Below are 26,247 nucleotides of genomic sequence, written 5' to 3' on the forward strand. Positions count from 1 at the left end.
AACAGACTGTGGGAGCGGGCTTGCCCCGCGAAGCGCCGCGCGGGCGGCGCTCGATCTCACAGGCGCTGAAACCCTCAAGGCATGCACATCTCACAGGCGCTAAAAAACCCATGACAAACCCGAAACCCCCCACCACTGGTTCTGTAGCAGGCGACCCGTATAATGTTCAGGTCGCCACTTAACTTAATGGCTTTAACGGATTGAATATGACTGAACAGCAACCTGTTGCAGTTCTGGGAGGCGGCAGCTTCGGCACCGCTGTGGCGAACCTGTTGGCCGAGAATGGCGTACCGGTGCGTCAATGGATGCGCGACCCCGAGCAGGCCGAGGCGATGCGGGTCAACCGCGAGAACCCGCGCTACCTCAAGGGCATCCGCCTGCAGGACGGTGTCGAGCCGGTCAACGACCTGCTGGCCACCTTGCAAGCCAGTGACCTGATCTTCGTTGCGCTGCCTTCGAGTGCCCTGCGCAGCGTACTGGCGCCGCATGCCGAGCTGCTGCGCGGCAAATGCCTGGTCAGCTTGACCAAGGGCATCGAGGCGCAAAGCTTCAAGCTGATGAGCCAGATCCTCGAGGAAATCGCGCCCCAGGCCCGTATCGGCGTACTGTCCGGCCCCAACCTGGCCCGCGAGATTGCCGAGCACGCCCTGACCGCCACCGTGGTCGCCAGTGAAGACGAAGCACTGTGCCAACAGGTGCAGGACGTACTGCATGGGCGCACCTTCCGGGTCTATGCCAGCAGCGACCGCTTCGGTGTCGAACTGGGCGGCGCGCTGAAGAACGTCTACGCCATCATCGCCGGCATGGCAGTAGCCCTGGGCATGGGCGAGAACACCAAGAGCATGCTGATCACCCGCGCGCTGGCCGAGATGACCCGCTTTGCCGTCAGCCAGGGTGCCAACCCCATGACCTTCCTCGGCCTGGCCGGTGTCGGTGACTTGATCGTCACCTGCTCGTCGCCCAAGAGCCGTAACTACCAGGTCGGCCACGCGCTGGGCCAGGGCCTGAGCCTGGAACAGGCCGTCAACCGCCTGGGCGAAGTGGCCGAAGGGGTCAATACGCTCAAGGTGCTCAAGGCCAAGGCCCAGGAAGTCCAGGTCTACATGCCGCTGGTGGCCGGCCTGCATGCCATCCTGTTCGAAGGCCGCACGCTGAACCAGGTGATCGAGCACCTGATGCGCGCAGAGCCCAAGACCGACGTCGATTTCATTTCCACCAGTGGTTTCAATTAAGCGAAGGAGCAGCACATGAACGATACCCCCGAGCGCGCCCAGCGCGAGTCGATCATCCTGCGGGTGCTGTGGATGCTGGTGTTCCTGGTGGTCTGGCAACTGGCCGAGCTGCTGCTCGGCGGCCTGGTGCTGGTGCAACTGGTCTATCGCCTGGTCTATGGCGCACCGAGCGCCAGCCTGATGAATTTTGGTGACAGCCTCAGCCAGTACCTGGCGCAGATCGGCCGTTTCGGTACCTTCCACACTGACCAGAAGCCCTGGCCATTCGCCGACTGGCCGGCAGCGCGTGCTCCGGAAGGCGAGGCGCCCCACGCCGTGTCCCCGGCAGCGCACCCGGTGCGCGACGAGGAGCCCAAGCTGTGAAGCTGTGGGTGCTGCGCCACGGCGAAGCGGAGCCGCGCGCCAATACCGACGCCGAGCGGCGCCTGACCGGCCATGGTCGCGAGCAGGTGCTGCACAGTGCTGCGCGGCTGCTGGGCCAGCCTTTGCAGGCGATCATTGCCAGCCCGTACGTGCGCGCGCAACAGACGGCCGCCCTGGTGCATGACACCCTGGGCTTCGCCGAACCTGTGCGCACCGTGCCGTGGCTGACACCCGATAGCGATGTGCGGCAGGTGATCGGCGAGATCGAGCGCCTGGGCCTGGAGCATGTGTTGCTGGTCAGCCACCAGCCACTGGTGGGTTCGCTGGTCGGCATGCTGGAGCATGGCCATGTACAGCAGCCGGCAGGGATGAGCACGGCCAGCCTGGCGGAGCTGGAAGGTGGCTGGCCGCTGGCAGGGCTGATGACGTTGCGCGCGCTTAATGCGCCTGACTGAGTGGGAGCAACTGGCATTTTTATCAGTTGCCAATATTTTGGATCCAATGGATGCTTGGCGCCGGAGTCACCGCTAAACGAAAAGACAGGGAGCGCTGAATGATCGGGTTGATGTATGAGCTTTTGCGCTCAGTGGACCTGCAACCCACGATTGAAGCCGTGCAGGGCAACCACCGACTCGATTTCGCCCAGTACAGCCTGTTGAGAGAAGCGGCCGACGCCAAGCTCTATCACCTGATGGGCAGAATTCGCAACAAGATCGAGCAGCAGCCACTGGATAACCTGCATGTCGAGCAGGACCTGCACGAGTTGCAGCAATCCTGCATGCGCATGTCTCACCTGCTGCAGGCCAGCTGCCTGGCCTTGCGCCGCCTGCAGCTCGATCTCAAGGACCAACGCCTGGCCCGTGAGGCACTGGAGAGCCAGATTACCTACATGCAGGCATGCCTGCGCCGTTCGCTGGCCAGTTTCGACAAGTCGGCATGACCTGATTGCCCTTGGCGATGACAATTACAGACGTTGCCGTGTGCCAGCGCGATGCCGACAATGGGCCATCATCCCCGTCCGGACCAGGCGCCATGTCGCAGCAGATCTTCTTCGCCCATGCCAACGGTTTTCCTTCGGCCACCTACGGCAAGCTGTTCGCCGCCCTGGCGCCGGATTATCAGGTCAGTCACCTGGCCCAGCATGCCCACGACCCGCGCTTTCCGGTGGACGACAACTGGCAGAATCTGGTCGATGAACTGCTGCACCACCTGGTGCAGCAGGAGGCGCCGGTCTGGGGTGTCGGCCATTCGCTGGGGGGCGTGCTGCACCTGCACGCGGCCTTGCGTCGGCCCGAGTTGTACCGTGGCGTGGTGATGCTCGACTCACCGGTACTGACCCGTGCTGACCAATGGCTGCTGCGCACCGCCAAGCGTTTCGGCTTCATCGACCGCATCACCCCGGCTGGCCGCACCCTCGGGCGGCGTGAAGCCTTCGCCGACCGTGACAGCGCACGTGCCTACTTTGCCAGCAAGTCGCTGTTCCGCCACTTCGACCCGGATTGCCTGGAGGCCTACCTCGAGCATGGCCTGCAAGTGGGCGAGGATGGCTTGCGCCTGCGCTTCGACCCGGCCACGGAAATCAGCATCTACCGCAGCATCCCCCACGCCAGCCCGGCGCCCGCGCGCCAGTTGCAGGTGCCGCTGGCGATGGTGCGTGGCGAGCGCAGCACGGTCATCCGCCGCCACCATGCACTGGCGGTGCGCGGCATGCCTCGGGGCGAGTATCACAGCGTGCCGGGCGGGCACATGTTCCCACTGGAACGGCCAACCGACACCGCCAGCCTGATCAAGGGCCTGTTCGACCGCTGGAGCCAGGCATGAGCACCCAGGTCGAGGAAGTCCGCCTGAGCCTGGGCCATATCGAGCTGGCCGCCCACCTGTTCGGCCCGGACGATGGACTGCCGGTGATCGCCTTGCACGGCTGGCTGGACAACGCCAACAGCTTCGCCCGCCTGGCACCGCGGTTGAACGGGCTGCGCATCGTCGCCCTTGATCTGGCCGGGCACGGTTATTCCGAGCACCGTCCATTGGGCGCGGGTTATGCCTTGGCCGATTACGCCCACGATGTGCTGCGGGTTGCCGAACAGCTGGGCTGGCAGCGTTTTGCCCTGCTCGGGCATTCGTTGGGCGCGATCATTTCGGTGCAGCTGGCCGGTGCCTTGCCCGACCGGGTCAGCCATCTGGCCTTGATCGATGGAGTCATTCCCCCCACGGGTGCCGAGCAGGATGCCGCTGAACGCCTGGGCATGGCCCTCCAGGCCCAGCTGCGCCTGGACGGCAAGCGCAAGTCCGTTTACACGAGCCTGGAGGAGGGCGTGCAAGCGCGCATGAAGGGCATGGTCGCGGTCACTCGGGAAGCCGCCGAGTTGCTGGCCCAACGCGGCCTGATGCCGGTGCCCGGCGGTTACAGCTGGCGCAGCGACAGCCGCCTGACCTTGCCGTCACCGGTGCGCCTGAGCCAGGCCCAGGCCATGGCCTACGTGCGGCGTGTGAGTTGCCCGGCCAGCCTGGTGGTGGCCGCTGACGGGATGCTGGCGCGCCACACCGAGCTGCTGGAGCAGCTACCCTTTGCGCAGACGCTGTTGCCCGGCGGGCATCACCTGCACTTGAACGATGAACAGGGTGCGGCCCTTGTCGCAGACTGTTTCAATCGCTTCTTTGGCTTTGCTTGACTTGCACCGGGCAAGTGCCGAGGCTGGGCGGGTTGAACAGGGAGACAACCATGCAACTGCCAGATATCCTGGAGCTTCAACCCGGCGCGCCGCGCCGCATGGGTCGCCGATGAGCGCGCCCGTTTCCATCCGTACTGCCTTCGCCGCCTGCCTCGTGCTGGCCAGCCCCTTGCTTTGGGCCGGCAGCCTGCCGGTGCCGGTGGACGCCAAGGTGGTCGACCAGCGCCCGGCCGGGGAGCAGGAACGTGTCTACCCCATGGGCCCGCTGCGCAAGATCAGCGGCCGCCTGCGCGTCGAAGACAAGATCGAAAGCCGCGGCCAGGTCAGCTCGGTCACTTACGAGCTGCCGGTCGAGCGCAGTGCCCGCGAAGCCTTCACCAGCGCCCGCGAAACGCTGCAGCATGACGGCGGCTACCCGCTGTTCTGGTGCCAGGGCCGCGATTGCGGCGAAGGCAGCCTGTGGGCCAATGATGTGTTCGCCAATGCCCGGTTGAACGGTGGCGACGAGCAGCAGGCGTTCATCCTCCTGCGCCGCTCGGCCGAGGAGGCCGACACCCTGGTTGCGCTGTACAGCGTCACCCGTGGCAACCGCCGTGCCTACCTGCATGTGGAAGAGTTCGTCGCCAGTAGCCCGCTGGGCGAAATACTGCCGACCGCCGCCACCGTGCTGCGCGAAATGCGCGACACCGGCAAGCTCGACTACCCTGACCTGGCTGAGCCACGGGACAGCTGGGTGACCTTGCTGGCACGCAGCCTGAACCTCGACAGCACCCTGCGCGCGAGCTTGAGTGGCGCCCAGGCTGGGGCCTGGCGCGAACAACTGGTCAAGGCTGGCGTGCGTGACGGCCGGCTCGAAGTCGGCACTGCACCTACCGATGGCCTGCACCTGGAACTGATTCGTTGAGTGAGTGCCACCATGGCCAACAATGACCGCCTGTTGATCCAGATTCTGCTGCTGGCGCTGCTCGGTGCCGCCCTGTGGGTCATGGCACCTTTCATTTCCGCGTTGTTGTGGGGCGCCATCCTGGCTTTTGCCAGCTGGCCGTTGATGCGCCTGCTGACCCGCGTGCTGGGGGGGCGCGAAACCCTGGCCGCCAGCCTGCTGACCATGGCCTGGATCCTGATCGTCGCCTTGCCGCTGGTGTGGCTGGGCTTCAACCTGGCCGACCACATCCGCGATGCCACCGCCTTTGTCCGTGACGTGCAGGTCGATGGCCTGCCCGATGCGCCTGACTGGCTCGGCGGCATTCCCTTCGTTGGCGAGCGCCTGGTCAGCTGGTGGCAATCCCTCGACCAGCAGGGTGCAGCCTTGCTGGCGTCGGTAAAACCTTACCTGGGTCAGGTCGGTAACTGGTTGCTGGCGCGCAGTGCGCAGATTGGCAGTGGTGTGCTGGAGCTGACCCTGAGCCTGGTGTTCGTGTTCTTCTTCTACCGTGACGGGCCGCGCTTGTCGGCATTCGTTTTGCGTCTGCTGAACCGGCTGGTGGGCGAGCGTGCCGATTACTACCTGGAGCTGGTGGCCGGCACCGTGCAACGGGTGGTCAACGGCGTGATCGGCACGGCTGCGGCCCAGGCCCTGCTGGCGTTGATCGGCTTCCTGATCGCCGGGGTGCCCGGGGCGATCGTGCTGGGGCTGTTTACCTTCATGCTCAGCCTGATTCCGATGGGGCCACCGCTGGCGTGGATCCCGGCGACCGGCTGGCTGGTGTGGAAGGGTGAGTACGGCATGGCAGTGTTCCTGGGCATCTGGGGCACCTTCGTCATCAGCGGCGTGGACAACGTGCTCAAGCCGTACCTGATCAGTCGCGGCGGCAACCTGCCGCTGGTGATCGTGCTGCTCGGCGTGTTCGGCGGTTTGATCGCCTTTGGTTTCATCGGCCTGTTCATCGGCCCGACCTTGCTGGCGGTCGGCTACAGCCTGCTGCTGGACTGGAGCCGTAATTCGGCGCAGGCCCAGCAATAAACCTGTACCGGCCTCTTCGCGGGTAAATCGGGGCGCCGAACCGCCGCTCCCACAGGATCACCGCTACCCTTGAATTCGGTGCGGTTCCTGTGGGGGCGGGCTTACCCGCGAAGAGGCCAGTGCAGCCATTCAACAAACCTCATCTTTACGCATTCTTTATTCCCACCCCCACCCCCTGGTCTCGCCCCTTTACGCCCCTCGCTCGGACAATTCCCCCAAAGCGGTACAAGCCGCCAAAAGGGGAGTTCCACTCATGTACATGCTCGACGGTCTGTCACTGCTACTGGCAGTGGCGTTGGCGGTTTACCTGCTGGTGGCGCTGCTGCGCGCCGATCGCAGCTAGGGAGCGGCCATGCACAGTTACGATTACGCTTTGCTAGTGGCTTTTTTCGCCATCGTGCTGTTGCCGGCACCTTGGCTTGGGCGCTTCTACTACAAGGTCATGGAAGGGCAGCGCACCTGGCTGACGCCCGTGCTTGGGCCGGTTGAGCGGGGCTGCTATCGCCTGGCTGGCGTGCGCGCCGACCAGGAGCAGAACTGGCAGCAGTACACCCTGGCCCTGCTGGCCTTCAACCTGGCGGGCTTCCTGTTGCTGTTCGCCGTGCTGCTGCTGCAAGGCTACCTGCCACTCAACCCCCAGCACCTGCCCGGCCAGGAATGGTCGCTGGCGTTCAACACGGCGGTGAGTTTCGTCACCAACACCAACTGGCAGGCCTACAGTGGCGAGGCCTCGGTCAGTTACCTGAGCCAGATGCTCGGCCTGACCGTGCAGAACTTTGTCAGCGCCGCCACCGGCCTGGCCGTGCTGGTCGCGCTGTGCCGCGGCATCGCTCGCCGTTCCACCACCCACTTGGGCAACTTCTGGGTCGACATGACCCGCGCCTCCCTCTACGGCCTGCTGCCGCTGTGCCTGCCGCTTGCGCTGCTGCTGGTCTGGCAGGGTGTGCCTCAGACCTTCGCCGACTACGCCCACGCCGTGACCCTGCAGGGGGCTGACCAGACCATCCCGCTGGGCCCGGCCGCCAGCCAGATCGCCATCAAGCAGCTGGGTACCAACGGTGGCGGCTTCTTCGGCGTCAACTCGGCGCACCCGTTCGAGAACCCCACGGCCTGGAGCAACCTGTTCGAGGTGGCCTCGATCATCCTGATCCCGGTGGCACTGGTGTTCACCTTTGGTCACTACGTCAAGGACCTGCGCCAGAGCCGCGCAATCATTGCCTGCATGTTCGGCCTGTTCCTGCTTGGCGGCGCCACTGCGCTGTGGTCGGAACTTCAGCCGAACCCGGCACTGGAAAGCGCCCAGGTGCAACAGAGCGCGCCCATGGAAGGCAAGGAGAGCCGCTTCGGCACCACCGGTTCGGTGCTGTGGACGGTGACCACCACCGCAGCCTCCAACGGCTCGGTCAATGCCATGCACGATAGCCTCAACCCGCTGACCGGCATGGTCGCGATGGTCAACATGATGGTCGGCGAGGTGATTTTCGGCGGCGTCGGTGCAGGGCTCTACGGCATGTTGCTGTTCGTGCTGATTGCTGTGTTCCTGGCCGGCCTGATGATCGGCCGCACGCCCGAATACCTGGGCAAGAAGTTGCAGGCGCGGGAAGTGCAGCTGCTGGTGGCGACCCTGTTGGTGATGCCAGTTGGCGTACTGGTGCTCGCGGCCATCGCCGCCAGCCTGCCAGGGCCAGCCAGCGCGGTAAGCAACCCGGGCGCCCATGGCTTCAGTCAGCTGCTTTACGCCTATACCTCGGCCACCGCCAACAATGGCTCGGCTTTCGCCGGATTTGGCGCCAACACCGTGTTCCACAACGTGATGATCGGCCTGGCCATGCTGATTGGCCGCTTCGGCTACATCCTGCCGATCCTTGCCCTGGCTGGCAGCCTGGCGGCGAAGAAGAGCGCGCCCCAGGGCCTGAACAGTTTTCCCACCCACGGCCCGCTGTTCGCCTGCCTGTTGCTGGTGACCATCCTGCTGGTCGGTGGCCTGACCTTCCTGCCGACCCTGGCCCTCGGGCCGATCGCCGAACAACTGAGCCTGGGTTTCTGAGGAATCATCCATGAACATGCCCATTCCTGAAGTGAAAACCTCGCACAGCGCCAAGGACCAGACCCGTTTCGCCGCCCTGTGGCGCCCAGCGCTGGTGCAGGCCTTCGTCAAGCTCGACCCACGTCAGCTCAAGCGCGCGCCGGTGATGTTGGTGGTCGCCCTGACGGCCATCCTCACTACCGCTTTGTGTTTCGCGCCTGGCAATGGCGTCAGCACCGGCGTTGCCGCGCAGATCGCCCTGTGGCTGTGGTTCACCGTACTGTTCGCCAACTTCGCCGAGGCCCTCGCCGAAGGCCGTGGCAAGGCCCGCGCCGACAGCCTCAAGGCCGGTAGCCAGGGTTTGATGGCGCAGCGGCGCAAACGCGATGGCAGTTTCGAGAGCGTCGCTGCCACGGCGTTGCGCAAGGACGATGTGGTGCGCGTGGTGGCCGGCGAGATGATCCCCGGTGACGGCGAGGTCCTCGAAGGCATCGCGGCGGTCAACGAAGCGGCCATCACCGGTGAATCTGCGCCGGTCATCCGTGAATCCGGGGGCGACCGTTCGGCCGTTACCGGCAACACCCGGCTGGTGTCCGACTGGCTGCTGATCCGCATCACCAGCAACCCCGGCGAATCGACCCTGGACCGCATGATCGCCCTGGTCGAAGGCGCCAAGCGGCAGAAGACCCCCAACGAAATCGCCCTCGACATCCTGCTGATCGGCCTGACCCTGATCTTCCTGATCGTGGTGGTGACCCTGCAGCCGTTTGCCCACTTTGCCGGTGGCAGCCTGCCGCTGATCTTCCTCGCCGCGCTGCTGGTGACGCTGATTCCCACCACTATCGGTGGTCTGCTCTCGGCCATCGGCATCGCCGGCATGGACCGCCTGGTGCGCCTGAATGTGATCGCCCGTTCCGGGCGGGCGGTGGAGGCGGCTGGCGACGTGCATACGCTGATGCTCGACAAGACCGGCACCATCACCTTCGGCAACCGCCGCTGCAGCGCCCTGCATGCCGCCCAAGGGGTGACCGCCAAGGAACTGGGGGAGGGCGCTTTGCTTGCCTCGCTGGCCGATGACACCGCCGAGGGCAAGTCGATCGTCGAATACCTGCGCCAGTTGCACGACTTCATCGAGCCGTCGCCCGGGCAGTACCAGGCAATCGCCTTCAGCGCCGAGACGCGCCTGTCGGGCATCGACTTCCAGCAGCACCGCTACCGCAAGGGTGCCGTCGATGCGGTGCTGGCCTTCGTCGGCATGCAGCGCCTCGACCTGCCCGCCGCGTTGGCCCGTGAAGTGGAGCGCATCGCCCAGAGTGGTGGCACCCCGCTGCTGGTGTGCCTGGACAAGCGTCTGCTCGGCGTGATTCACCTCAAGGACGTGGTCAAGCCGGGCATCCGCGAGCGTTTCGCCGAGCTGCGCAAGCTGGGCATCCGCACGGTGATGGTGACCGGCGACAACCCGCTGACCGCTGCAGCCATTGCTGCCGAAGCGGGGGTGGATGATGTGCTCGCCGAAGCCACGCCGGAGAAGAAACTGGCACGCATCCGCCAGGAGCAGAACGATGGCCGCCTGGTGGCCATGTGCGGTGACGGTGCCAACGACGCCCCGGCGCTGGCCCAGGCGGACGTCGGCATGGCCATGAACGATGGTACCCAGGCGGCGCGTGAGGCCGCCAACATGGTCGATCTGGACAGCGACCCGACCAAGCTGCTGGACGTGGTGCAGGTGGGCAAGGAGTTGCTCGTGACCCGCGGGGCGCTGACCACTTTTTCCATTGCCAACGACGTGGCCAAGTACTTCGCCATCCTGCCGGCGCTGTTCGCCGCCATCTATCCGCAGCTGGGCGTGCTCAACCTGATGCAGCTGGCCAGCCCGCAGAGCGCGATCCTCTCGGCCATCGTGTTCAACGCGCTGATCATCATCGTCCTGATTCCGCTGGCGCTGCGGGGTGTGCGCGTGCAGGCAGCGAGCGCGGCGCACCTGCTGCGGCGCAACCTGCTGATCTACGGGCTGGGTGGCATCGTCGTGCCATTTGCCGGGATCAAGCTGATCGACCTGCTGCTCAATGCCTTGCACCTGGTCTGAGGAGGCCATCATGAACCATTACGTACGCCCGGCGTTGAGCCTGATTCTGCTGATGACAGTGGTCACCGGCGCGCTGTACCCGTTGGCGGTGACCGGAGTTGCCCAGCTGGCGTTCCCCGACCAGGCCAATGGCAGCCTGCTGCGCGATGAGCGCGGGCAGGTGCGGGGTTCGGTCTTGATTGCCCAGGATTTCCAGGGCGATGGCTGGTTCCATTCACGGCCTTCGGCGGGTGCTTTTGCCACCGTGGCCAGTAGCGCGAGCAACCTGGCCCCGAGCAATCCGGCGCTGGCCGAACGGGTCAAAGGCGATGCTGCGACGCTGTACCAGGCGCAGTTGGGGCCGGTGCCCCAGGCACTGCTGACCACCTCGGGCAGCGGCCTGGACCCGCACTTGCCACCGGCAGCGGTGGCTTACCAGATTCCCCGGGTAGCCGCAGCGCGGCAGGTGCCAGTAGAGCGCTTGCAAGCCTTGCTGGAAGAGGCCACCCTCCACCCATTGATCGGGCCGCCGGTGGTCAATGTGCTGGCCTTGAACCAGGCCCTGGACCAGCTAGGCCATTGAAAAATGACTTGAACGGCTAGCAGAGAACCTGTGGGAGCGGATTTTTCGGCGCCCCGATAAACCCGCTCCCACAGCTACGGCGTTTGCGCCTGAAGTGTGCTGATTGCAGGAAACAGGAATAAACATGAGTGACTCCTCCCGCGCAGACGCGCTGTTGGCCAACCTCCCACGCAGCGGTCGCGGCCGGCTCAAGGTCTTCCTCGGCGCCGCTCCTGGCGTCGGTAAGACCTTCGCCATGCTCCAGGCCGCCCATGCCCAGCAACGCCAAGGTGTGCAGGTGCTGGCCGGGGTGGTCGAAACCCACGGCCGAGCCGAGACCGAAGCGCTGCTCGGTGGCCTGCTCCAGCAGCCCCTGCTGCGCAGCGAGTACCGCGGGGTCACCCTTGAGGAAATGGACCTCGACGGCCTGCTCCAGGCCGCGCCGAGCCTGGTCCTGGTCGACGAGCTGGCACACACCAACGCCCCCGGCAGCCGCCACGCCAAACGCTGGCAGGACGTGCAGGAGCTGCTCGCCGCAGGTATCGACGTGTACACCACGGTCAACGTCCAGCACCTGGAAAGCCTCAACGACACGGTCCGCGGCATTACCGGCGTGCAGGTGCGCGAAACGCTGCCCGACTGGGTGCTGCAGGAAGCATTCGAGCTGGTGCTGATCGACCTGCCACCTCGTGAACTGCTCGAACGCCTGCGCGAAGGCAAGGTCTACGTGCCGGAACAGGCGCGGGCGGCCATCGACGCATACTTCTCGCAAACCAACCTTACCGCCCTGCGCGAGCTGGCCATGCAGACCGCCGCCGCTCAGGTCGACGCTGACCTGGCCCACGGCTACCGCCTGCGCGGCGAAGCGGCGCCGGCTTTGCGCGGGCGCCTGCTGGTGGGCGTGGATGGCGATGACCAGGCCGAACGCCTGGTGCGCCACGCCAGCCGTGTTGCCCAGCGCCGCCACCTGCCGTGGAGCCTGGTGCACGTCGACAACGGCCGGCTGCGTGACGAAGCTGCGCGCCAGCGCCTGCAGGCGGCCCAGCAACTGGCCGAGCGCCTGGGTGGCGAGGTGGTGTTGCTGCGCGCTGGCGAGGTGGCGCGGACCTTGATCCAGCACGCCAGCGAGCGCCGTGCCAGCCTGGTGCTGGTCGGGCAATCCCGTGACCGGCTGCGTCGGCGCCTGTTCGGTGCCGGTGTCGCTACCCGGCTGTTGCGCGAAAGCCATGGTCTGGAGATCAACGTGCTCGACCGCGACAGCCAGGCACGCCCGGCGCGTGCGGCGGTCAGCCGGGTGTGGGTTTGGCGCCATTACCTGTTGGCGCTGCTGGCCACGGCGCTGGCAGCGGGCCTGGCCTGGGGCGTATCGAGCGTGCTGGCGCTACCCAACATCTCGCTGGTGTTCCTCGCCGCCGTGCTGCTGGTGGCCGTGCGCAGCAGCCTGGGCCCGGCGCTGGCCTGTGCGGCGCTGTCGTTCCTGACCTACGATTTCCTGTTCATTCCGCCGAACTTCTCGTTCAGCATTCAGCGCGAAGAAGACGTGCTGACGCTGGTGTTCTTCCTGCTCATGGCGGCCCTCACCGGCAATCTCGCGGCCCGCCAGCGCAGCCAGCTGCAGGCCCTGCGGGAAACTCAGGCGCAGACCAACCAACTGCTCGACCTGTCGCGCCGGTTGACCGTGGCCACCGACCGTCAGGCGGTGTTCAACGCGGCCGGTCGCCATCTCAATGGCTGGAAAGACGTGCAGGTGTGCCTGCTGGAGCGCAACAGCGAAGGCCTGCTGCAGCTGGCAAGCGGCGAAGCCCAGGCCTTGAGCGACAACGAACGTGCCGCCGCCGAGTGGGCCTGGCAGCACGGCCAGGCCGCCGGCCACGGCAGCGATACCTTGCCCAATGGCCGCTGGTGGTGGTGGCCGCTGGCGGTCGACGACCAACCCCTGGCCCTGCTTGGCGTGCGCCCGCGTTCCGGCGAGCCGCTGAGCGCCCAGCGCCGGCGCCTGCTGATGGCCCTGGGGCAACCCCTGGCCCAGGCCCTGGCCCGTGCCCGGCTGGCCGAACAACTCGAAGCCGCCCGCCTGCACGGCGAAACCGAGCAGCTGCGCAGCGCCTTGCTCGCCTCGGTGTCGCACGATCTGCGCACCCCGCTGACGGCCATGCGCGGCAGCATCGACAGCTTGCTGGCGCTGGGCGAGGCGATCCCCGTCGAAGACCGCCGCGAGCTGCTCGAAGGTACGCGCAACGAGGCTGAACGCCTTGACCGCTACATCCAGAACCTGCTCGACATGACTCGCCTTGGCCACGGCGGCCTCAAGCTTGCCCGCGACTGGGTGGCCCCCGCCGATATCGTCGGCAGTGCCCTCAACCGCCTGCGCGCGGTACTGGCGCCGTTGCGCGTACATACCGACGTGCCCGCTGAACTGCCGCTGCTGTTCGTGCATGCCGCGTTGATCGAGCAGGCGCTGATCAATGTGCTGGAAAACGCCGCGCGCTTTTCGCCCGCGCAAGGCCGCCTGGAACTGCGGGTATCGGTGCACGGCGAGCAGTTGCACTTCGCCGTCAGCGACCAGGGCCCCGGCATTCCGGTGGCTGAACGGGAGAAGATCTTCGACATGTTCTACACCGCTGCCCGTGGCGATCGCGGCGGCCAGGGCACTGGCCTGGGCCTGGCGATCTGCCAGGGCATGATCGGTGCCCATGGTGGGCAGATCCTGGTCAGCGAAGGCATCGATGGCCACGGCACCTGCATCACTCTATGCTTGCCGCTGCCCCAGCAACCTGAAGCCGAAAGCGAAATCCCATGAGCCAATCCGCCACCCTGTTGGTCATCGACGATGAACCGCAGATCCGCAAGTTCCTGCGCATCAGCCTGAGTTCCCAGGGCTACAAGGTGATCGAGGCCGCCACCGGCAACGAAGGGCTGGCCCAGGCCGCGCTGGCCAAGCCCGACCTGGTGGTGCTCGACCTCGGCCTGCCGGACATGGATGGCCAGCAGGTGCTGCGTGAGTTGCGCGAGTGGAGCGCAGTGCCCGTGCTGGTGCTGTCGGTGCGGGCCAGCGAAGTGCAGAAGGTCGACGCGCTGGATGGTGGCGCCAATGACTACGTGACCAAGCCATTCGGCATCCAGGAGTTTCTTGCCCGGGTGCGCGCGCTGCTGCGCCAGGTGCCGCAGTCGGGTGGCAGCGAAGTGACGGCCAGCTTCGGGCCACTGGTAGTGGATTTCGCCTTTCGCAAGGTGACGCTGGATGGCCTGGAAATCGCACTGACGCGCAAGGAGTACGCACTGCTGGCGCAACTGGCCGGGCATCCGGGGCGGGTGATCACCCAGCAGCAACTGCTCAAGGACATCTGGGGGCCGACCCATGTCGACGATACCCACTACCTGCGGATCGTGGTGGGGCATTTGCGGCAGAAGCTTGGCGATGACCCGACGGCGCCGCGGTTCATCATTACCGAGGCCGGGGTGGGGTATCGCCTGGTGGCACCTCAGCCCTGATGTGATCCCTGTGGGAGCGGGCATGCCCGCGAACACCGGCAAAGCCGGTGCCAAACTCCGCGGTGCTTGCTTCGCGGGCACGCCCGCTCCCACATGGCCCGCGCCGTTTCAAGCCCTGGGTGGTTCTTTGTCGAAGAGCTGACGCATCACCTCCAGATAACGCCTGGCGCCCAAGCCCAACGGTCGTGGTTTCAGCCAGATGATGTCCACCCACAGCCGCAAGCGGCTGGCCATGTTGTCAAAGCGCACCTCGGCCAGTGCCCCCGAGGCAATCAGCGGCTCCACCAGCGGCTGTGGCAAGTAGGCCCAGCCCAGGCCGGACTGCACAAGATCGAGCGTCGCCAGGTAACTGTCGGTCAACCATATGCGCCGCGACAGCACCATGCGCGGGTCCGAACCGGTGGCCTTGCCCGAGGCCACGATGATCTGCCGCTGTTCGGCAAACGCTTCCTCAGGCAACGGCGTACCGCTGTTGCTGCCTGCCGGATGGCGCGGCGAGGCCACGGCCACCAGCAACTGGCTGCCGGCTTCGAGAAAGGACTCGCGCTCATCGATTCCCGGGCGCTCGAACACCAGCGCCAGTTGTACGCTGCCTTCATGCAGCAAGCGCACTGCCTCGGTCTGGGTCGCCGAGCGCACTTCGATCTCCAGGCTGGGAAATTCCTTCGCCAGTGTTTCCAGCGGTTGGCTCCAGCGGCCGGTCTGCAGTTCCGGGGCCATGGCGATGGTCAGGCGCTTTTCCAGCCCCTGATGCAGTTGCAGGGCTTGCGCATCGAGCAGGTTGAGCTGGCAGATCACCTGCCGCGCCTGCGGCTCCAGGGCCAGGGCGGCGCTGGTGGGCAAGGCCTTGCGTGTGGCCCGGTCGAACAGGGCCAGGTCCAGTTCGGCCTCCAGTTGCGCGATGGCCATGCTCACGGCCGACGGCACACGCCCCAGTTTGCGGGCGGCGGCAGAGAACGAGCCCGCTTCCAGCACAGCAAGGAAAATTGCCAGGGAGTCGCTGCTGAAGGCCATGTCCGTAAACCTGAGGAAGAGGCCGGAAAGTATGAACACTCGCCGGCCTGGTTTACAGCCCCCTTACAGCCCTTCGCCAAGCACCCGGTCGATGCTGTCGACGAAATAGTCGACGCTCGCCCGGGTGGTGCACATCGGCGGCTTGATCTTGAGGATGTTCAGGTAGTCGCCGGTCGGTTGCATGAAAATGCCCAGCTCGCGCAGGCGGTCGCACAGCAGCATGGTTTCCTCGGTGGCCGGCTCCAGGGTTTCACGGTTGCGCACCAGTTCCAGGCCCAGGTAGAAGCCCGAACCATGGGCCGCGCCAGCCAGCGGGTGCTTGTCGACCAGTGCCTGCAGGCGCGCCTTGAAATAGCGCCCGGTGTCGCGGGCGTTGTCCCACAGGCCTTCTTCCTGCATCACGTCCAGCACCGCCATGCCGATGCGGCAGCTGACCGGGCTGCCGCCGGCCGAGGAGAAGAAGTAGCCCTCGGCTTCCAGGGCCTCGGCGATCTCGCGGCGGGTGATCACCACACCCAACGGCTGGCCGTTGCCCATGCCCTTGGCCATGGTAATGATGTCGGGCACCACACCCTGTTCCTCGAAGCCCCAGAAGTACTCGCCCAGGCGGCCATAACCGACCTGCACCTCATCGGCAATGCACACACCACCGCGGGCGCGGACCTTGGCATACGCCTCGCGCAGGTAACCGGCCGGCAGCGAGATGCCCCCGGCATTGCCGTACACCGGCTCGCAGATGAGGCCAGCCAGCTGGCGGCCTCGGGCGTCGAGGTCGGCCAACTTGGCGTCGACGTCGCGCAGGTAGTCGGCGGCCGTGTCGGCACCGCGGAACCGGCCGCGGAAGGTGTTCGGCGCCTCTACCGGGTGCACCCAGTCCGGGCGGGTTTCCAGCGCCTGCGGGTTGTCGGCGATGGAGGTGGATATCGCATCGGTGGCCACCGACCAACCGTGGTAGGCCTCCAGCACGCTGAGCAGGTCGCGGCCGCCGCTATAGGCCCACGCCAGGCGGATTGCCAGGTCGTTGGCCTCGGTGCCGCTGTTGACCATGAACACCCGGTCGAAGCCCTCGGGAGCGAGGTCGAGCAGGCGCTCGGAGAACTCGGTGATGGCGGCGTAATGGAAGCGTGAGTTGGTGTTGAGCAGCGACCACTGGCGCGCCGATTCGGCGACCATGCGCGGGTGGCCGTGGCCCAGCACGGCGACGTTGTTGAGCATGTCCAGGTAGGAGCGACCCTGCAGGTCGATCAGGTAGTTGCGCCAGCCGCGTTCGATCTGCGGCGGTTGCGCGTAGTAGTGTTTCTGCGAGCGGGCGAAGCTGGCGTCACGGCGGGCCAGCAGGGCCTGCGGGTCGGGCAAGGGGTCGGCATCGCAATCGAAACCCAGCAGCGCGGCAGGCGATGGGCACAGGGCCAGCCAGGCGGCAGCCTGGGACGGTGTGGCAAAGAACGGTGGCTGGATGTGGGTGTCGAGGCACAGCTGGACACTGAGGAAGCCGCAACTGCTGCCCAGGGATTGCCCTTTGGCCAACGCCTGGCCATCAGCCGGAGCCTCTTCCAGCCCTTGCAACCACAGGGCCCAGTGTGGCGTGCGCAGGCAGCCGCGACCGTCGCCGTGACGTTGCCAGGTGCCCGCCTCGGGCGCTTGTACCTGGCTGCCGTTGGGCACATGCAGCTCTACGCCCAGCGCGCAGGTGGCAGGCTCTTCGGGGCGGTCGATGTGGGTTTGCGACAGGCGATACTGCCCGTGCAGGCTGCAGGCAGGCGCCGGCTGCGAGGTCAGCAGATGCTGGTCGAAGCCGGCTTGCTCCCAGTTACCGGCTTCGCAATGGACGCTTAGCACACCCAGGTCGATGCGGGTGACGGGCTGCCCGGCCAGCTCGGGCAGCAGCGGTGTACAGCCAGTGAGGTCCGCTGCGTCGGCTTGCAGGCCGGCGGCCTGCAGAATGGCCGCTTGCATCAGGCTGAATGGCACGGCAGTGGCGGTATCGAAGATTTCCCATTCATGGGCGACATTGTCGCGGGTGTACTGGTTGTCCGGGTCCACGGCCAATTGCTGGGCGCTGCTCAGTACCAGCACTGCTGCACGGTTCAGCACCAATGGCCACAGGGCACGCAGTTCGGCTTCGGTCAGCGGGTTGAGCGCCTGGTAGGCACTGACTGCCGGCAGGATCCGCAGCGGGTCGCCTTCGGCATGGTGCAGCAACGCCGCGCAGGTCACCGACAGGTCGGCGATGCGCCAGGTGCGCGACAGGTCGCCGAAGTCGATCACCCCCTGCAGTTGCCATTGGCGGTGTTCATCGTGGGCCCACACGGTGTTGTCGTCGGTGATGTCCAGGTGCACGGCCTGGGTCGGCAGCCGGTCTGCCAAGGGGGCCAGGTGTTCGCTGGCCAGGCGTGTGGCCTGCTCGATGCGGCTGCGCTGCCCGGCGTCCTGCAGCACCGGCAGCAGGTGCTCGATCAGCGCCTGGGCATGTTGCGGGTCCCATTGCAGGGTGCGCTCGAGGCCTGGGTGGTCGAAGTCGACCAGGGCCTGGTCGAGCCGTGCGCACAGCCTGCCCAGTTCGGCCATCAGGCGTGGCGGCATGTGCGCAAGGCGGGTCAGTGGCTGGCCGTTGATGTACTCGAGCAGGCGTACCCGCAGGGGTTGACCGTCGATGTACACCGCCAGCAAGGTCTCGCCCGCTTGCGCAACCTGCACGGCCGGCACTGGCAAGCCCTGCTCGCGCAGGTAGGCCAGGGCGGCGTGCTGTGCTTGCAATTCGACCTGGGCGTAGCTGCCATGGCAAGCCTTGAGCACGAAGCGCCCTGGCGCTGCGTCCACGCGGAAGTTCAGGTCCTGCTGGCTGCCCAGCGCAGTCAGCTCGCCATCCAGGCCGTAGTGCGCCTGCAGCAGCGCATGGGCCTGGGCATCGCTGAGGGATGGGCCGGGCAGGCCGGAGCGCTGGATCAGCGTGTCGAGGGCAGGGGAGGCGGGCTTTTGTTGTTGGCTGGACATGGGGGCTACCGTTGCTGCTGGGAGTTGACTGCGCAGAATCTATTCCCGATCTGGCTGATGATGAAAGACGATCGTGATCAGAATTTTTGATGATAAAGGGTGGAGGGTTTGTCGCGGGAATGCGGTGGGGGTGCTTGGTGCATGCCTTGGTTTTTGCAGGGTGGCAGAAATCGAGCGCCGCCCGCGCGGCGCATCGCGGATGAATCCGCTCCTACATTTGTTGCAACGTACCGAACCTGACAGGCGATGGTTGCCCGCCTTGGCGCACGCCTCAAGCCGTATGAGGCGGCATCAATGCGCACCTCTGAATCCCGTCATGCCAACAAGGCTGACAACCATGGCCTTATAGGCATGGCCACGTTGCAACAAATGTAGGAGCGGATTCATCCGCGATGCGCCGCGCGGGCGGCGCTCGATCTCACAGGCGCTGCAAATCGCTCGGCCGACACCTGGTGGCCACCATGCATTCTGCAGACAGGCACCAGGTGGCCCTCACGAGGATTCACTCCCTCAAGAAGGCCGCTTCCAACAACTGCCGCGTATAAACATGTTGCGGCGCATGGAAGATCTCCCGCGCATCCCCTTGCTCCACCACATGCCCATGCTTGATCACCATCAACTGGTGACTCAACGCCTTGACCACCGCCAGGTCATGGCTGATGAACAAGTAGGTCAGGTTGTACTTGGCCTGCAGGTTACGCAGTAGTTCCACCACCTGCCGCTGCACCGTGCGGTCCAGCGCCGAGGTCGGCTCATCCAGCAGAATCAGCGCCGGTTTCAACACCAACGCCCGGGCAATGGCGATGCGCTGGCGCTGGCCACCGGAGAACTCGTGCGGGTAACGATGACGGGTTCGCGGGTCCAGGCCCACTTCCTCCAGCGCCGCAACGATCGCCGCCTCCTGTTCCGCAGGCGTGCCGATCTTGTGAATCCGCAGCCCCTCGCCAACGATGTCCTCCACGCACATGCGCGGGCTAAGGCTGCCGAAGGGGTCCTGGAACACCACCTGCATCTCCCGCCGCAGTGGCCGCACGGCTTTCTGGTTCATCCCTTCGAGCTGCTGGCCATGAAAGCGGATCCCGCCCTGGCTGGAGATCAGCCGCAGAATCGCCAGCCCCAGTGTCGACTTGCCCGACCCGGACTCGCCGACGATCCCCAGCGTCTGCCCCTGGGGCAGGCTGAAGTTGATCCCGTCCACCGCCTTTACGTGGTCAACCGTCTTGCGCAACAGCCCCTTCTTGATCGGGAACCACACCTTCAGGTCTTTCACCTCCAGCAACGGCGCGCCAATCGGATTATGCGCAGGCAACCCGCTGGGCTCGGCATTGATCAGCATCTGCGTGTAGTGATGCTGCGGCGCACTGAACAGCGTGGCGCACTCGGCCTGTTCGACGATCTGCCCGCGTTGCATCACGCACACGCGATGGGCGATGCGGCGCACCAGGTTGAGGTCGTGGCTGATCAGCAGCAGGGCCATGCCCAGCCGCGCCTGCAGCTTTTTCAGCAGATCGAGGATCTTCAACTGCACGGTCACATCCAGCGCCGTGGTCGGTTCGTCGGCAATCAGCAGCTCCGGCTCGTTGGCCAGGGCCATGGCGATCATCACCCGCTGGCGCTGGCCGCCGGACAGCTCGTGGGGCAGGGCCTTCAGGCGCTTGCGCGGTTCAGGAATGCCGACCATTTCCAGCAGTTCAAGCGTGCGTGCAGTGGCTTGCTTGCCGGTCAGGCCTTTGTGCAGCAGGAGAATTTCGTTGATCTGCTTCTCGATGCAGTGCAGCGGATTCAGCGAAGTCATCGGCTCCTGGAAGATCATCGCGATGCGGTTGCCGCGAATGCGCTGCAGGGTCTTCTCGTTCTGTTGCAGCAGGTCTTGGCCTTCATAGCGGATGCTGCCACTCGGGTGACGCGCCAGCGGGTAGGGCAGCAGGCGCAGGATCGAGTGCGCGGTGACCGATTTGCCCGAACCGCTTTCGCCGACCAGGGCCAGGGTCTCGCCCTTGCGGATGTCGAAGCTGATGCCGTCGACCACGCGGTTGACCTGCTCGCCGGTGACAAACTCCACGGCCAGGTCGCGCACTTCGATCAGGTTCTGTTCGCTCATTTCACTTCCTCGGGTCGAAGGCATCGCGGGCGGACTCGCCGATGAACACCAGCAGGCTCAGCATGATCGCCAGGACGGCGAAGGCGCTGATGCCCAGCCACGGGGCTTGCAGGTTGGACTTGCCTTGCGCCACCAGTTCACCCAGCGACGGCGCGCCGGGGGGCAGGCCGAAGCCGAGGAAGTCCAGCGCGGTCAGGGTGCCGATGGCTCCGGTGAGGATGAACGGCATGAAGGTCATGGTCGAGATCATCGCGTTGGGCAGGATGTGCCGGTACATGATTGCGCCGTTGCGCATGCCCAGGGCGCGGGCCGCGCGCACGTACTCCAGGTTGCGCCCGCGCAGGAACTCGGCGCGCACCACGTCCACCAGGCTCATCCACGAGAACAGCAGCATGATGCCCAGCAGCCACCAGAAGTTCGGCTGCACGAAGCTGGCGAGGATGATCAGCAGGTACAGAACCGGCAGGCCGGACCAGATTTCCAGGAAGCGCTGCCCGGCCAGGTCCACCCAGCCACCGTAGAAGCCCTGCAAGGCGCCAGCGATGACGCCAACGATGGAACTCAGTACGGTCAGGGTGATGGCGAACAGTACCGAGACGCGGAAGCCATAGATCACCCGCGCCAGCACGTCGCGGCCCTGGTCGTCGGTACCCAGCCAGTTATCCGCCGAGGGCGGCGCCGGGGCTGGTACGCGCAGGTCGTAATTGATGCTCTGGTAGCTGAACGGGATCGGCGCCCAGAGCACGAAGCTGTCTTTCTTCTCCAGCAGGTCGCGGATGTATGGGCTCTTGTAGTTGGCCTCCAGCGGGAACTCGCCGCCAAAGGTGGTTTCCGGGTAGCGCTTGAACGCCGGGAAGTACCATGAGCCTTCGTAGCGCACGGCAATCGGTTTGTCGTTGGCGATCAGTTCGGCGCCCAGGCTCAGGCCAAACAGGATCAGGAACAGCCAGAGCGACCACCAGCCTCGGCGGTTGGCCTTGAAGCGCTCGAAGCGCCGACGGTTGAGGGGAGAAAGGGCCATGTCAGTGCTCCCGGCTGGCGAAGTCGATGCGTGGATCGACCAAGGTGTAGGTCAGGTCGCCGATCAGTTTCACCACCAGCCCAAGCAGGGTGAAGATGAACAGGGTGCCGAAGACCACCGGGTAGTCGCGGTTGATCGCCGCTTCGAAACTCATCAGGCCCAGGCCGTCGAGGCTGAAGATCACCTCGATCAGCAACGAGCCGGTGAAGAAGATGCCAATGAACGCCGACGGGAAGCCGGCGATCACCAGCAGCATGGCGTTGCGGAACACATGCCCGTACAGCACCCGCGGCCGGCTCAGGCCCTTGGCCTTGGCGGTGACCACGTACTGCTTGTTGATCTCGTCGAGGAAGCTGTTCTTGGTCAGCAAGGTCATGGTGGCGAAGTTGCCGATCACCAGCGCGGTGATCGGCAACACCAGATGCCAGAAGTAGTCCAGCACCTTGCCGGTGGCGGACAGTTCGTCGAAGTTGTTGGAGGTCAGCCCGCGCAAGGGGAACCAGTCGAAGTAGCTGCCGCCGGCGAACAGCACGATCAGCAGGATGGCGAACAGGAACGCGGGGATGGCGTAGCCGACGATGATCGCCGAACTGGTCCAGACGTCGAAGTGGCTGCCATGACGCACTGCCTTGGCGATCCCCAGGGGGATCGACACCAGGTACATGATCAGCGTGCTCCACAGCCCCAGCGAAATCGACACCGGCAGTTTCTCGGCGATCAGGTCGATGACCTTGGCGTCGCGGAAGAAGCTGTCGCCGAAGTCCAGCGTGGCGTAGTTCTTGATCATGATCCACAGGCGTTCTGGCGCCGACTTGTCGAAGCCGTACATGTGCTCGATCTCGGCGATCAGCGCCGGGTCCAGGCCCTGGGCACCGCGGTAGTTGGAGCCGGCCACCGAGACTTCGGCACCGCCGCCAGCGATGCGACTGGTGGCGCCCTCGAAGCCTTCGAGCTTGGCGATCATCTGTTCCACCGGGCCGCCGGGGGCGGCCTGGACGATGATGAAGTTGATGATCAGGATGCCGAACAGGGTCGGAATGATCAGCAGCAGGCGGCGCAGGATATAGGCCAGCATGTCAGTGGGCCTCTTGCGTCGGGGCTTCGCTGACCGCTGGGGTCACGTTGGGCTTGATCCACCAGGTATCGATGCCGACGTCGTACTTCGGCGAAACCTTGGGGTGGCCGATGTGGTTCCAGTAGGCCACGCGGTTGGTCTTGATGTGCCAGTTGGGTACCACGTAGTAGCCCCATTGCAGCACGCGGTCGAGGGCACGGCAGTGCTCGATCAGGCTCTGGCGCGAGTCGGCATTGATCAGCGCCTCCACCAGTTGATCGATAGCGGGGTCGCGCAGGCCCATGAAGTTGCGGCTGCCGGGGTTGTCGGCGGCGGCGCTCGACCAGAACTCACGCTGTTCGTTGCCCGGCGAATTGGATTGCGGGTAACCGCTGACGATCATGTCGAAGTCGCGCGAGCGCAGCCGGTTGATGTATTGCGAGACGTCCACGCGGCGGATCTCGAAACCGATGCCCAGGTCGGCAAGGTTGCGTTTGAACGGCAGCAGTACGCGTTCGAACTGGGTTTGCGCGAGCAGGAACTCGAGGTTCACCGGCTTGCCATCCTTGTCGACCATCTTGTCGTCGACGATCTTCCAGCCGGCCTCCTGCAGCAGCTTGTAGGCCTGGCGCTGTTGCTCGCGGATCATGCCGCTGCCGTCGCTCACCGGGTTGGTGAACGCCTCGGTGAATACCTGGTCAGGTACCTTGCCCCGCAGAGGCTCGAGGATTTTCAGCTCGGCTGGCGAGGGCAGGCCGCTGGCGGCCATCTCGGAGTTTTCGAAGTAACTGTCGGTGCGAATGTAGGCGCCGTTGAACAACTGCTTGTTGGTCCATTCGAAGTCGAACAGCAGGCTCAGCGCCTTGCGCACCCGCACGTCCTGAAACACCGGCTTGCGCAGGTTGAAGATGAAGCCCTGCATGCCCACCGGATTGCCGTTGGGCAGTTCTTCCTTGATCAGGCGCCCGTCGCGCACGGCGGGCACGTCGTAGGCAGTGGCCCAGTTCTTGGCGCTCATCTCCAGTTCGTAGTCGAAGGCGCCGGCCTTCAGTGCCTCCAGCGCCACGTTGTTATCGCGGTAGACATCGAAGGTCATGGCGTCGAAGTTGTAGAAGCCACGGTTGATCGGCAGGTCCTTGGCCCAGTAGTCCTTGACCCGCTCATAGCGGATCGAGCGCCCGGCTTTGACCTCGGCAACCTTGTAGGGGCCGCTGCCAAGCGGCAGTTCGAGGTTGCCCCGGGTGAATTCACGGTTTTCGTACCAGTGCTTGGGCAATACCGGCAGTTGGCCGAGGATCAGTGGCAGTTCCCGGTTGTTGTTGTGCTTGAACTTGAACAGCACCTTGAGCGGGTCTTCGGCGACCACTTCGGCCACATCGCTGTAGTACTGACGATACAGCGGTGCACCGTCCTTGATCAGGGTATTGAAGGTGAACACCACGTCGTCGGCGCGCATCGGGTGGCCATCGTGGAAGCGTGCTTCGGGGCGCAGGTAGAAGCGCACCCAGCTGTTGTCCGGGGCCTTCTCGATCTTGCCGGCGACCAGGCCGTACTCGGTGAACGGCTCATCCTGGCTCTGGCGCATCAGGGTGTCGTAGATGATGCTGACGTTGTCGGCCGACACCCCCTTGTTGATGAACGGGTTGAGGCTGTCGAAACCGCCGAAGCTGGACTGGCGGAAGGTGCCACCCTTGGGGGCGTCGGGGTTCACGTAGTCGAAGTGCTTGAAGTCGGCCGGGTATTTCGGCGGCTCGTCATACAAGGTCAGCGCGTGTTGCGGCGCGGCCAGCGCGGGCAGGCTCAGGCAGGCGAACAGCAGGCTGCAGGCCAGGCGATGCGTCGGCTTCATTGGGCGTTCTCCGAAGGCTTTATCCACCAGGTATTCAGCCCGAGGGTATAGGGCGGCGTGGTGACGAAGGCGAACCGGTTGCGGTAGGCCAGGCGGTGATTGTCGAGGTACCAGTTGGGGATCATGTAGTACTGCCATGAAAGCACGCGGTCCAGGGCGCGGGCGGCGGCGACCTGGTCGTCGCGGGTGCGCGCGGCCAGCAGGGTGTCGAGCAGGTGGTCGACCACCGGGTCCTTGACCCCAGCATAGTTCTTGCTGCCCTTGATCGAGGCCTGGCTGGAATGAAAGTACAGCCACTGCTCGAGGCCGGGGCTCAAGGTCTGGTTCAGGGTCATCAGGATCATGTCGAAATCGAACTGGTCCAGGCGTTGTTTGTACTGGGCACGGTCTACGGTGCGCAAGCGCGCCTCGATGCCGATACTGGCCAGGTTTTCGACATAAGGTTGCAGGATGCGTTCGAGGCTCGGGTTCACCAGCAGCAGTTCCATGCGCAGCGGCTGGCCCTTGGCATTGACCAGGCGCTGGCCGTCAAGCTTCCAGCCGGCCTGATTGAGCAGTCCCAGGGCCTGGCGCAGGGTCTGGCGGCCGATGCCGCGCCCGTCGGTATGGCTGACCTGGTAGGGCTGGGTGAACAGCTTGTCGGGCAACTGGTCGCGCAATGGCGCCAGCAGCAGCCACTCCTTGCCGGTGGGCACGCCGCTGGCGGCGAACTCGCTGTTGGGGTAGTAGCTGCTCGCACGGCGGTAGGCACTGCTGAACAGCGCGCGGTTGGTCCACTCGAAATCGAGCATCAGGCCCAGCGCCTGGCGCACCCTGGGGTCGCTGAAGGCGGCCCGGCGGCTGTTCATGAACAGGCCTTGGGTCTGGGTCGGGATGCGATGCGGGATCTGTGCCTTGATCACCTCGCCACGGCGTACGGCCGGGAAGTTGTAGCCGTTGGCCCAGTTTTTCGCCTGGTGCTCGATATAGATGTCGAACTCACCGGCCTTGAACGCTTCGAAGGCCACGGTGGCATCGCGGTAGAACTCGTACTCGACGCGGTTGAAGTTGTACTTGCCGCGGTTTACCGCCAGGTCCTTGCCCCAGTAGTTTTTCACCCGCTCGAACACCAGGCGCCGGCCAGGCTCCACCTGGGTGATGCGATACGGCCCGCTCCCCAGCGGCGGCTCGAAGGTGGTGGCCTCGAAGTCACGCTTTTGCCAATAGTGCTTGGGCAGTACCGGCATCTCGCCCAGGCGCAGGATCAACAGCGGGTTGCCAGCACGCTTGAAGACGAAACGGATACGCAGCGGGCCGAGGATGTCGACGCGCTGCACTTCCTGCAGGTTGGTGCGGTAGATCGGGTGGCCTTGCTTGAGCAGGGTGCGGTACGTGAACGCCACGTCGGCGGCGGTAATCGGCGTGCCGTCATGCCAGCGCGCTTCCGGGCGCAGGTTGAACACCACCCAGCTGCGGTCTTCGCTGTACTCCACCGAGCGGGCGATCAGGCCATAGCTGGAGGTGGGCTCGTCACCGGACGGGTCGTACTGGCCGGTGCCGACCATCAATGTTTCGTTCAGCTCGCTGACGCCGTATTGCAGAAAATTCGGCGTGGTAACCGGGCTGGTGCCCTTGAAGGTGTAGGGGTTGAGCGTGTCGAAGGTGCCGAAAGCCATGGCCCGCAAGGTACCGCCCTTGGGCGCTTGCGGGTTGACCCAGTCGAAGTGGGTGAATGTGGCTGGGTACTTGAGCGTGCCGAACTGCGCGTATCCGTGGCTTTCGCTCACCATCGCGGCTGCGGGAAAGCTCAAGGCCAGGCTGAGTGACAGCAGGAGGGGACGTATCAAGTCGGCATCCGAT

At 65.2% G+C, this 26,247-nt stretch carries 21 protein-coding genes; 14 read left to right on the forward strand and 7 right to left on the reverse strand.

Annotated elements, in window-relative coordinates; genetic code table 11:
- Nucleotides 1-206 precede the first annotated feature (206 nt).
- The 14 genes from ACIPZ5_RS25050 to ACIPZ5_RS25115 all read left to right on the forward strand — a co-directional run bounded on the left by ACIPZ5_RS25050 (nucleotide 207) and on the right by ACIPZ5_RS25115 (nucleotide 14,375).
- Complete coding sequence (locus ACIPZ5_RS25050; protein ID WP_400811211.1) at nucleotides 207-1,232, forward strand: NAD(P)H-dependent glycerol-3-phosphate dehydrogenase; 1,026 nt, start codon at nucleotides 207-209, stop codon at nucleotides 1,230-1,232.
- Nucleotides 1,233-1,247: 15 nt separating this feature from the next.
- A complete protein-coding gene (locus ACIPZ5_RS25055; protein WP_400811213.1) occupies nucleotides 1,248-1,595 on the forward strand; it encodes a DUF4389 domain-containing protein in 348 nt (115 codons plus the stop codon).
- A complete protein-coding gene (gene sixA / locus ACIPZ5_RS25060; RefSeq protein WP_400811215.1) occupies nucleotides 1,592-2,050 on the forward strand; it encodes a phosphohistidine phosphatase SixA in 459 nt (152 codons plus the stop codon). The genes ACIPZ5_RS25055 and sixA overlap by 4 nt, the downstream gene beginning before the upstream one ends.
- Nucleotides 2,051-2,148: 98 nt before the next feature.
- On the forward strand, nucleotides 2,149-2,535 hold the full coding sequence (locus tag ACIPZ5_RS25065) for a hypothetical protein (RefSeq protein WP_400811217.1): 387 nt from the start codon (nucleotides 2,149-2,151) through the stop codon (nucleotides 2,533-2,535).
- A 92-nt stretch (nucleotides 2,536-2,627) separates the two neighbouring features.
- Entirely contained in the window at nucleotides 2,628-3,416 is a 789-nt protein-coding gene (locus ACIPZ5_RS25070; RefSeq protein WP_400811219.1) for an alpha/beta fold hydrolase, read from the forward strand.
- The gene (locus tag ACIPZ5_RS25075) at nucleotides 3,413-4,267 is read left to right on the forward strand and encodes an alpha/beta fold hydrolase (protein WP_400811221.1); all 855 of its coding nucleotides are present in this window, start codon (nucleotides 3,413-3,415) and stop codon (nucleotides 4,265-4,267) included. Before ACIPZ5_RS25070 ends, ACIPZ5_RS25075 begins: the two co-directional genes overlap by 4 nt.
- A 109-nt stretch (nucleotides 4,268-4,376) precedes the next feature.
- Nucleotides 4,377-5,171 (forward strand): DUF4892 domain-containing protein, encoded by a 795-nt coding sequence (locus ACIPZ5_RS25080; protein ID WP_400811223.1) that lies wholly within the window; start codon nucleotides 4,377-4,379, stop codon nucleotides 5,169-5,171.
- Between the two features lie 12 nt (nucleotides 5,172-5,183).
- On the forward strand, nucleotides 5,184-6,230 hold the full coding sequence (locus ACIPZ5_RS25085; RefSeq protein WP_400811225.1) for an AI-2E family transporter: 1,047 nt from the start codon (nucleotides 5,184-5,186) through the stop codon (nucleotides 6,228-6,230).
- Nucleotides 6,231-6,483: 253 nt separating this feature from the next.
- Nucleotides 6,484-6,573: a K(+)-transporting ATPase subunit F gene (gene kdpF / locus ACIPZ5_RS25090; protein WP_033696222.1), complete on the forward strand. Its 90-nt coding sequence runs from the start codon at nucleotides 6,484-6,486 to the stop codon at nucleotides 6,571-6,573.
- A 9-nt stretch (nucleotides 6,574-6,582) separates the two neighbouring features.
- Complete coding sequence (kdpA, locus tag ACIPZ5_RS25095) at nucleotides 6,583-8,277, forward strand: potassium-transporting ATPase subunit KdpA (RefSeq protein ID WP_400811227.1); 1,695 nt, start codon at nucleotides 6,583-6,585, stop codon at nucleotides 8,275-8,277.
- Between the two features lie 10 nt (nucleotides 8,278-8,287).
- Nucleotides 8,288-10,342, forward strand: a complete 2,055-nt coding sequence (gene kdpB / locus ACIPZ5_RS25100; RefSeq protein ID WP_343598573.1) for a potassium-transporting ATPase subunit KdpB — start codon at nucleotides 8,288-8,290, stop codon at nucleotides 10,340-10,342.
- 10 nt (nucleotides 10,343-10,352) lie between these two features.
- Nucleotides 10,353-10,904 (forward strand): potassium-transporting ATPase subunit KdpC, encoded by a 552-nt coding sequence (gene kdpC / locus ACIPZ5_RS25105; RefSeq protein WP_343598572.1) that lies wholly within the window; start codon nucleotides 10,353-10,355, stop codon nucleotides 10,902-10,904.
- Between the two features lie 124 nt (nucleotides 10,905-11,028).
- Entirely contained in the window at nucleotides 11,029-13,683 is a 2,655-nt protein-coding gene (locus tag ACIPZ5_RS25110) for a DUF4118 domain-containing protein (RefSeq protein ID WP_400811230.1), read from the forward strand.
- Nucleotides 13,680-14,375, forward strand: coding sequence for a response regulator (locus ACIPZ5_RS25115; protein ID WP_343598570.1), 696 nt, complete (start codon nucleotides 13,680-13,682; stop codon nucleotides 14,373-14,375). Before ACIPZ5_RS25110 ends, ACIPZ5_RS25115 begins: the two co-directional genes overlap by 4 nt.
- Nucleotides 14,376-14,483: 108 nt before the next feature.
- Here ACIPZ5_RS25115 and ACIPZ5_RS25120 read toward each other — a convergent pair whose 3' ends face one another.
- The 7 genes from ACIPZ5_RS25120 to ACIPZ5_RS25150 form a co-directional block, all read right to left on the reverse strand.
- Nucleotides 14,484-15,389: a LysR family transcriptional regulator gene (locus tag ACIPZ5_RS25120; protein ID WP_261943352.1), complete on the reverse strand. Its 906-nt coding sequence runs from the start codon at nucleotides 15,387-15,389 to the stop codon at nucleotides 14,484-14,486.
- 63 nt (nucleotides 15,390-15,452) lie between these two features.
- The gene (locus ACIPZ5_RS25125) at nucleotides 15,453-18,383 is read right to left on the reverse strand and encodes an aminotransferase (protein ID WP_400811232.1); all 2,931 of its coding nucleotides are present in this window, start codon (nucleotides 18,381-18,383) and stop codon (nucleotides 15,453-15,455) included.
- Nucleotides 18,384-18,885: 502 nt separating this feature from the next.
- Nucleotides 18,886-20,484, reverse strand: coding sequence for an ABC transporter ATP-binding protein (locus tag ACIPZ5_RS25130; protein ID WP_343598568.1), 1,599 nt, complete (start codon nucleotides 20,482-20,484; stop codon nucleotides 18,886-18,888).
- A 1-nt stretch (nucleotide 20,485) separates the two neighbouring features.
- Nucleotides 20,486-21,505: an ABC transporter permease gene (locus tag ACIPZ5_RS25135; protein WP_261943355.1), complete on the reverse strand. Its 1,020-nt coding sequence runs from the start codon at nucleotides 21,503-21,505 to the stop codon at nucleotides 20,486-20,488.
- A gap of 1 nt (nucleotide 21,506) precedes the next feature.
- Nucleotides 21,507-22,580 (reverse strand): microcin C ABC transporter permease YejB, encoded by a 1,074-nt coding sequence (locus tag ACIPZ5_RS25140; RefSeq protein WP_261943356.1) that lies wholly within the window; start codon nucleotides 22,578-22,580, stop codon nucleotides 21,507-21,509.
- A gap of 1 nt (nucleotide 22,581) precedes the next feature.
- Complete coding sequence (locus tag ACIPZ5_RS25145; protein WP_261943357.1) at nucleotides 22,582-24,408, reverse strand: extracellular solute-binding protein; 1,827 nt, start codon at nucleotides 24,406-24,408, stop codon at nucleotides 22,582-22,584.
- Nucleotides 24,405-26,177 carry an extracellular solute-binding protein gene (locus ACIPZ5_RS25150; RefSeq protein ID WP_400811265.1) on the reverse strand — a complete coding sequence of 591 codons (1,773 nt, stop codon included), beginning with the start codon at nucleotides 26,175-26,177 and terminating at the stop codon, nucleotides 24,405-24,407. The genes ACIPZ5_RS25145 and ACIPZ5_RS25150 overlap by 4 nt, the downstream gene beginning before the upstream one ends.
- Nucleotides 26,178-26,247 lie beyond the last annotated feature (70 nt).

Source organism: Pseudomonas sp. NPDC089428, from assembly GCF_044749325.1.
Lineage (GTDB): Bacteria > Pseudomonadota > Gammaproteobacteria > Pseudomonadales > Pseudomonadaceae > Aquipseudomonas.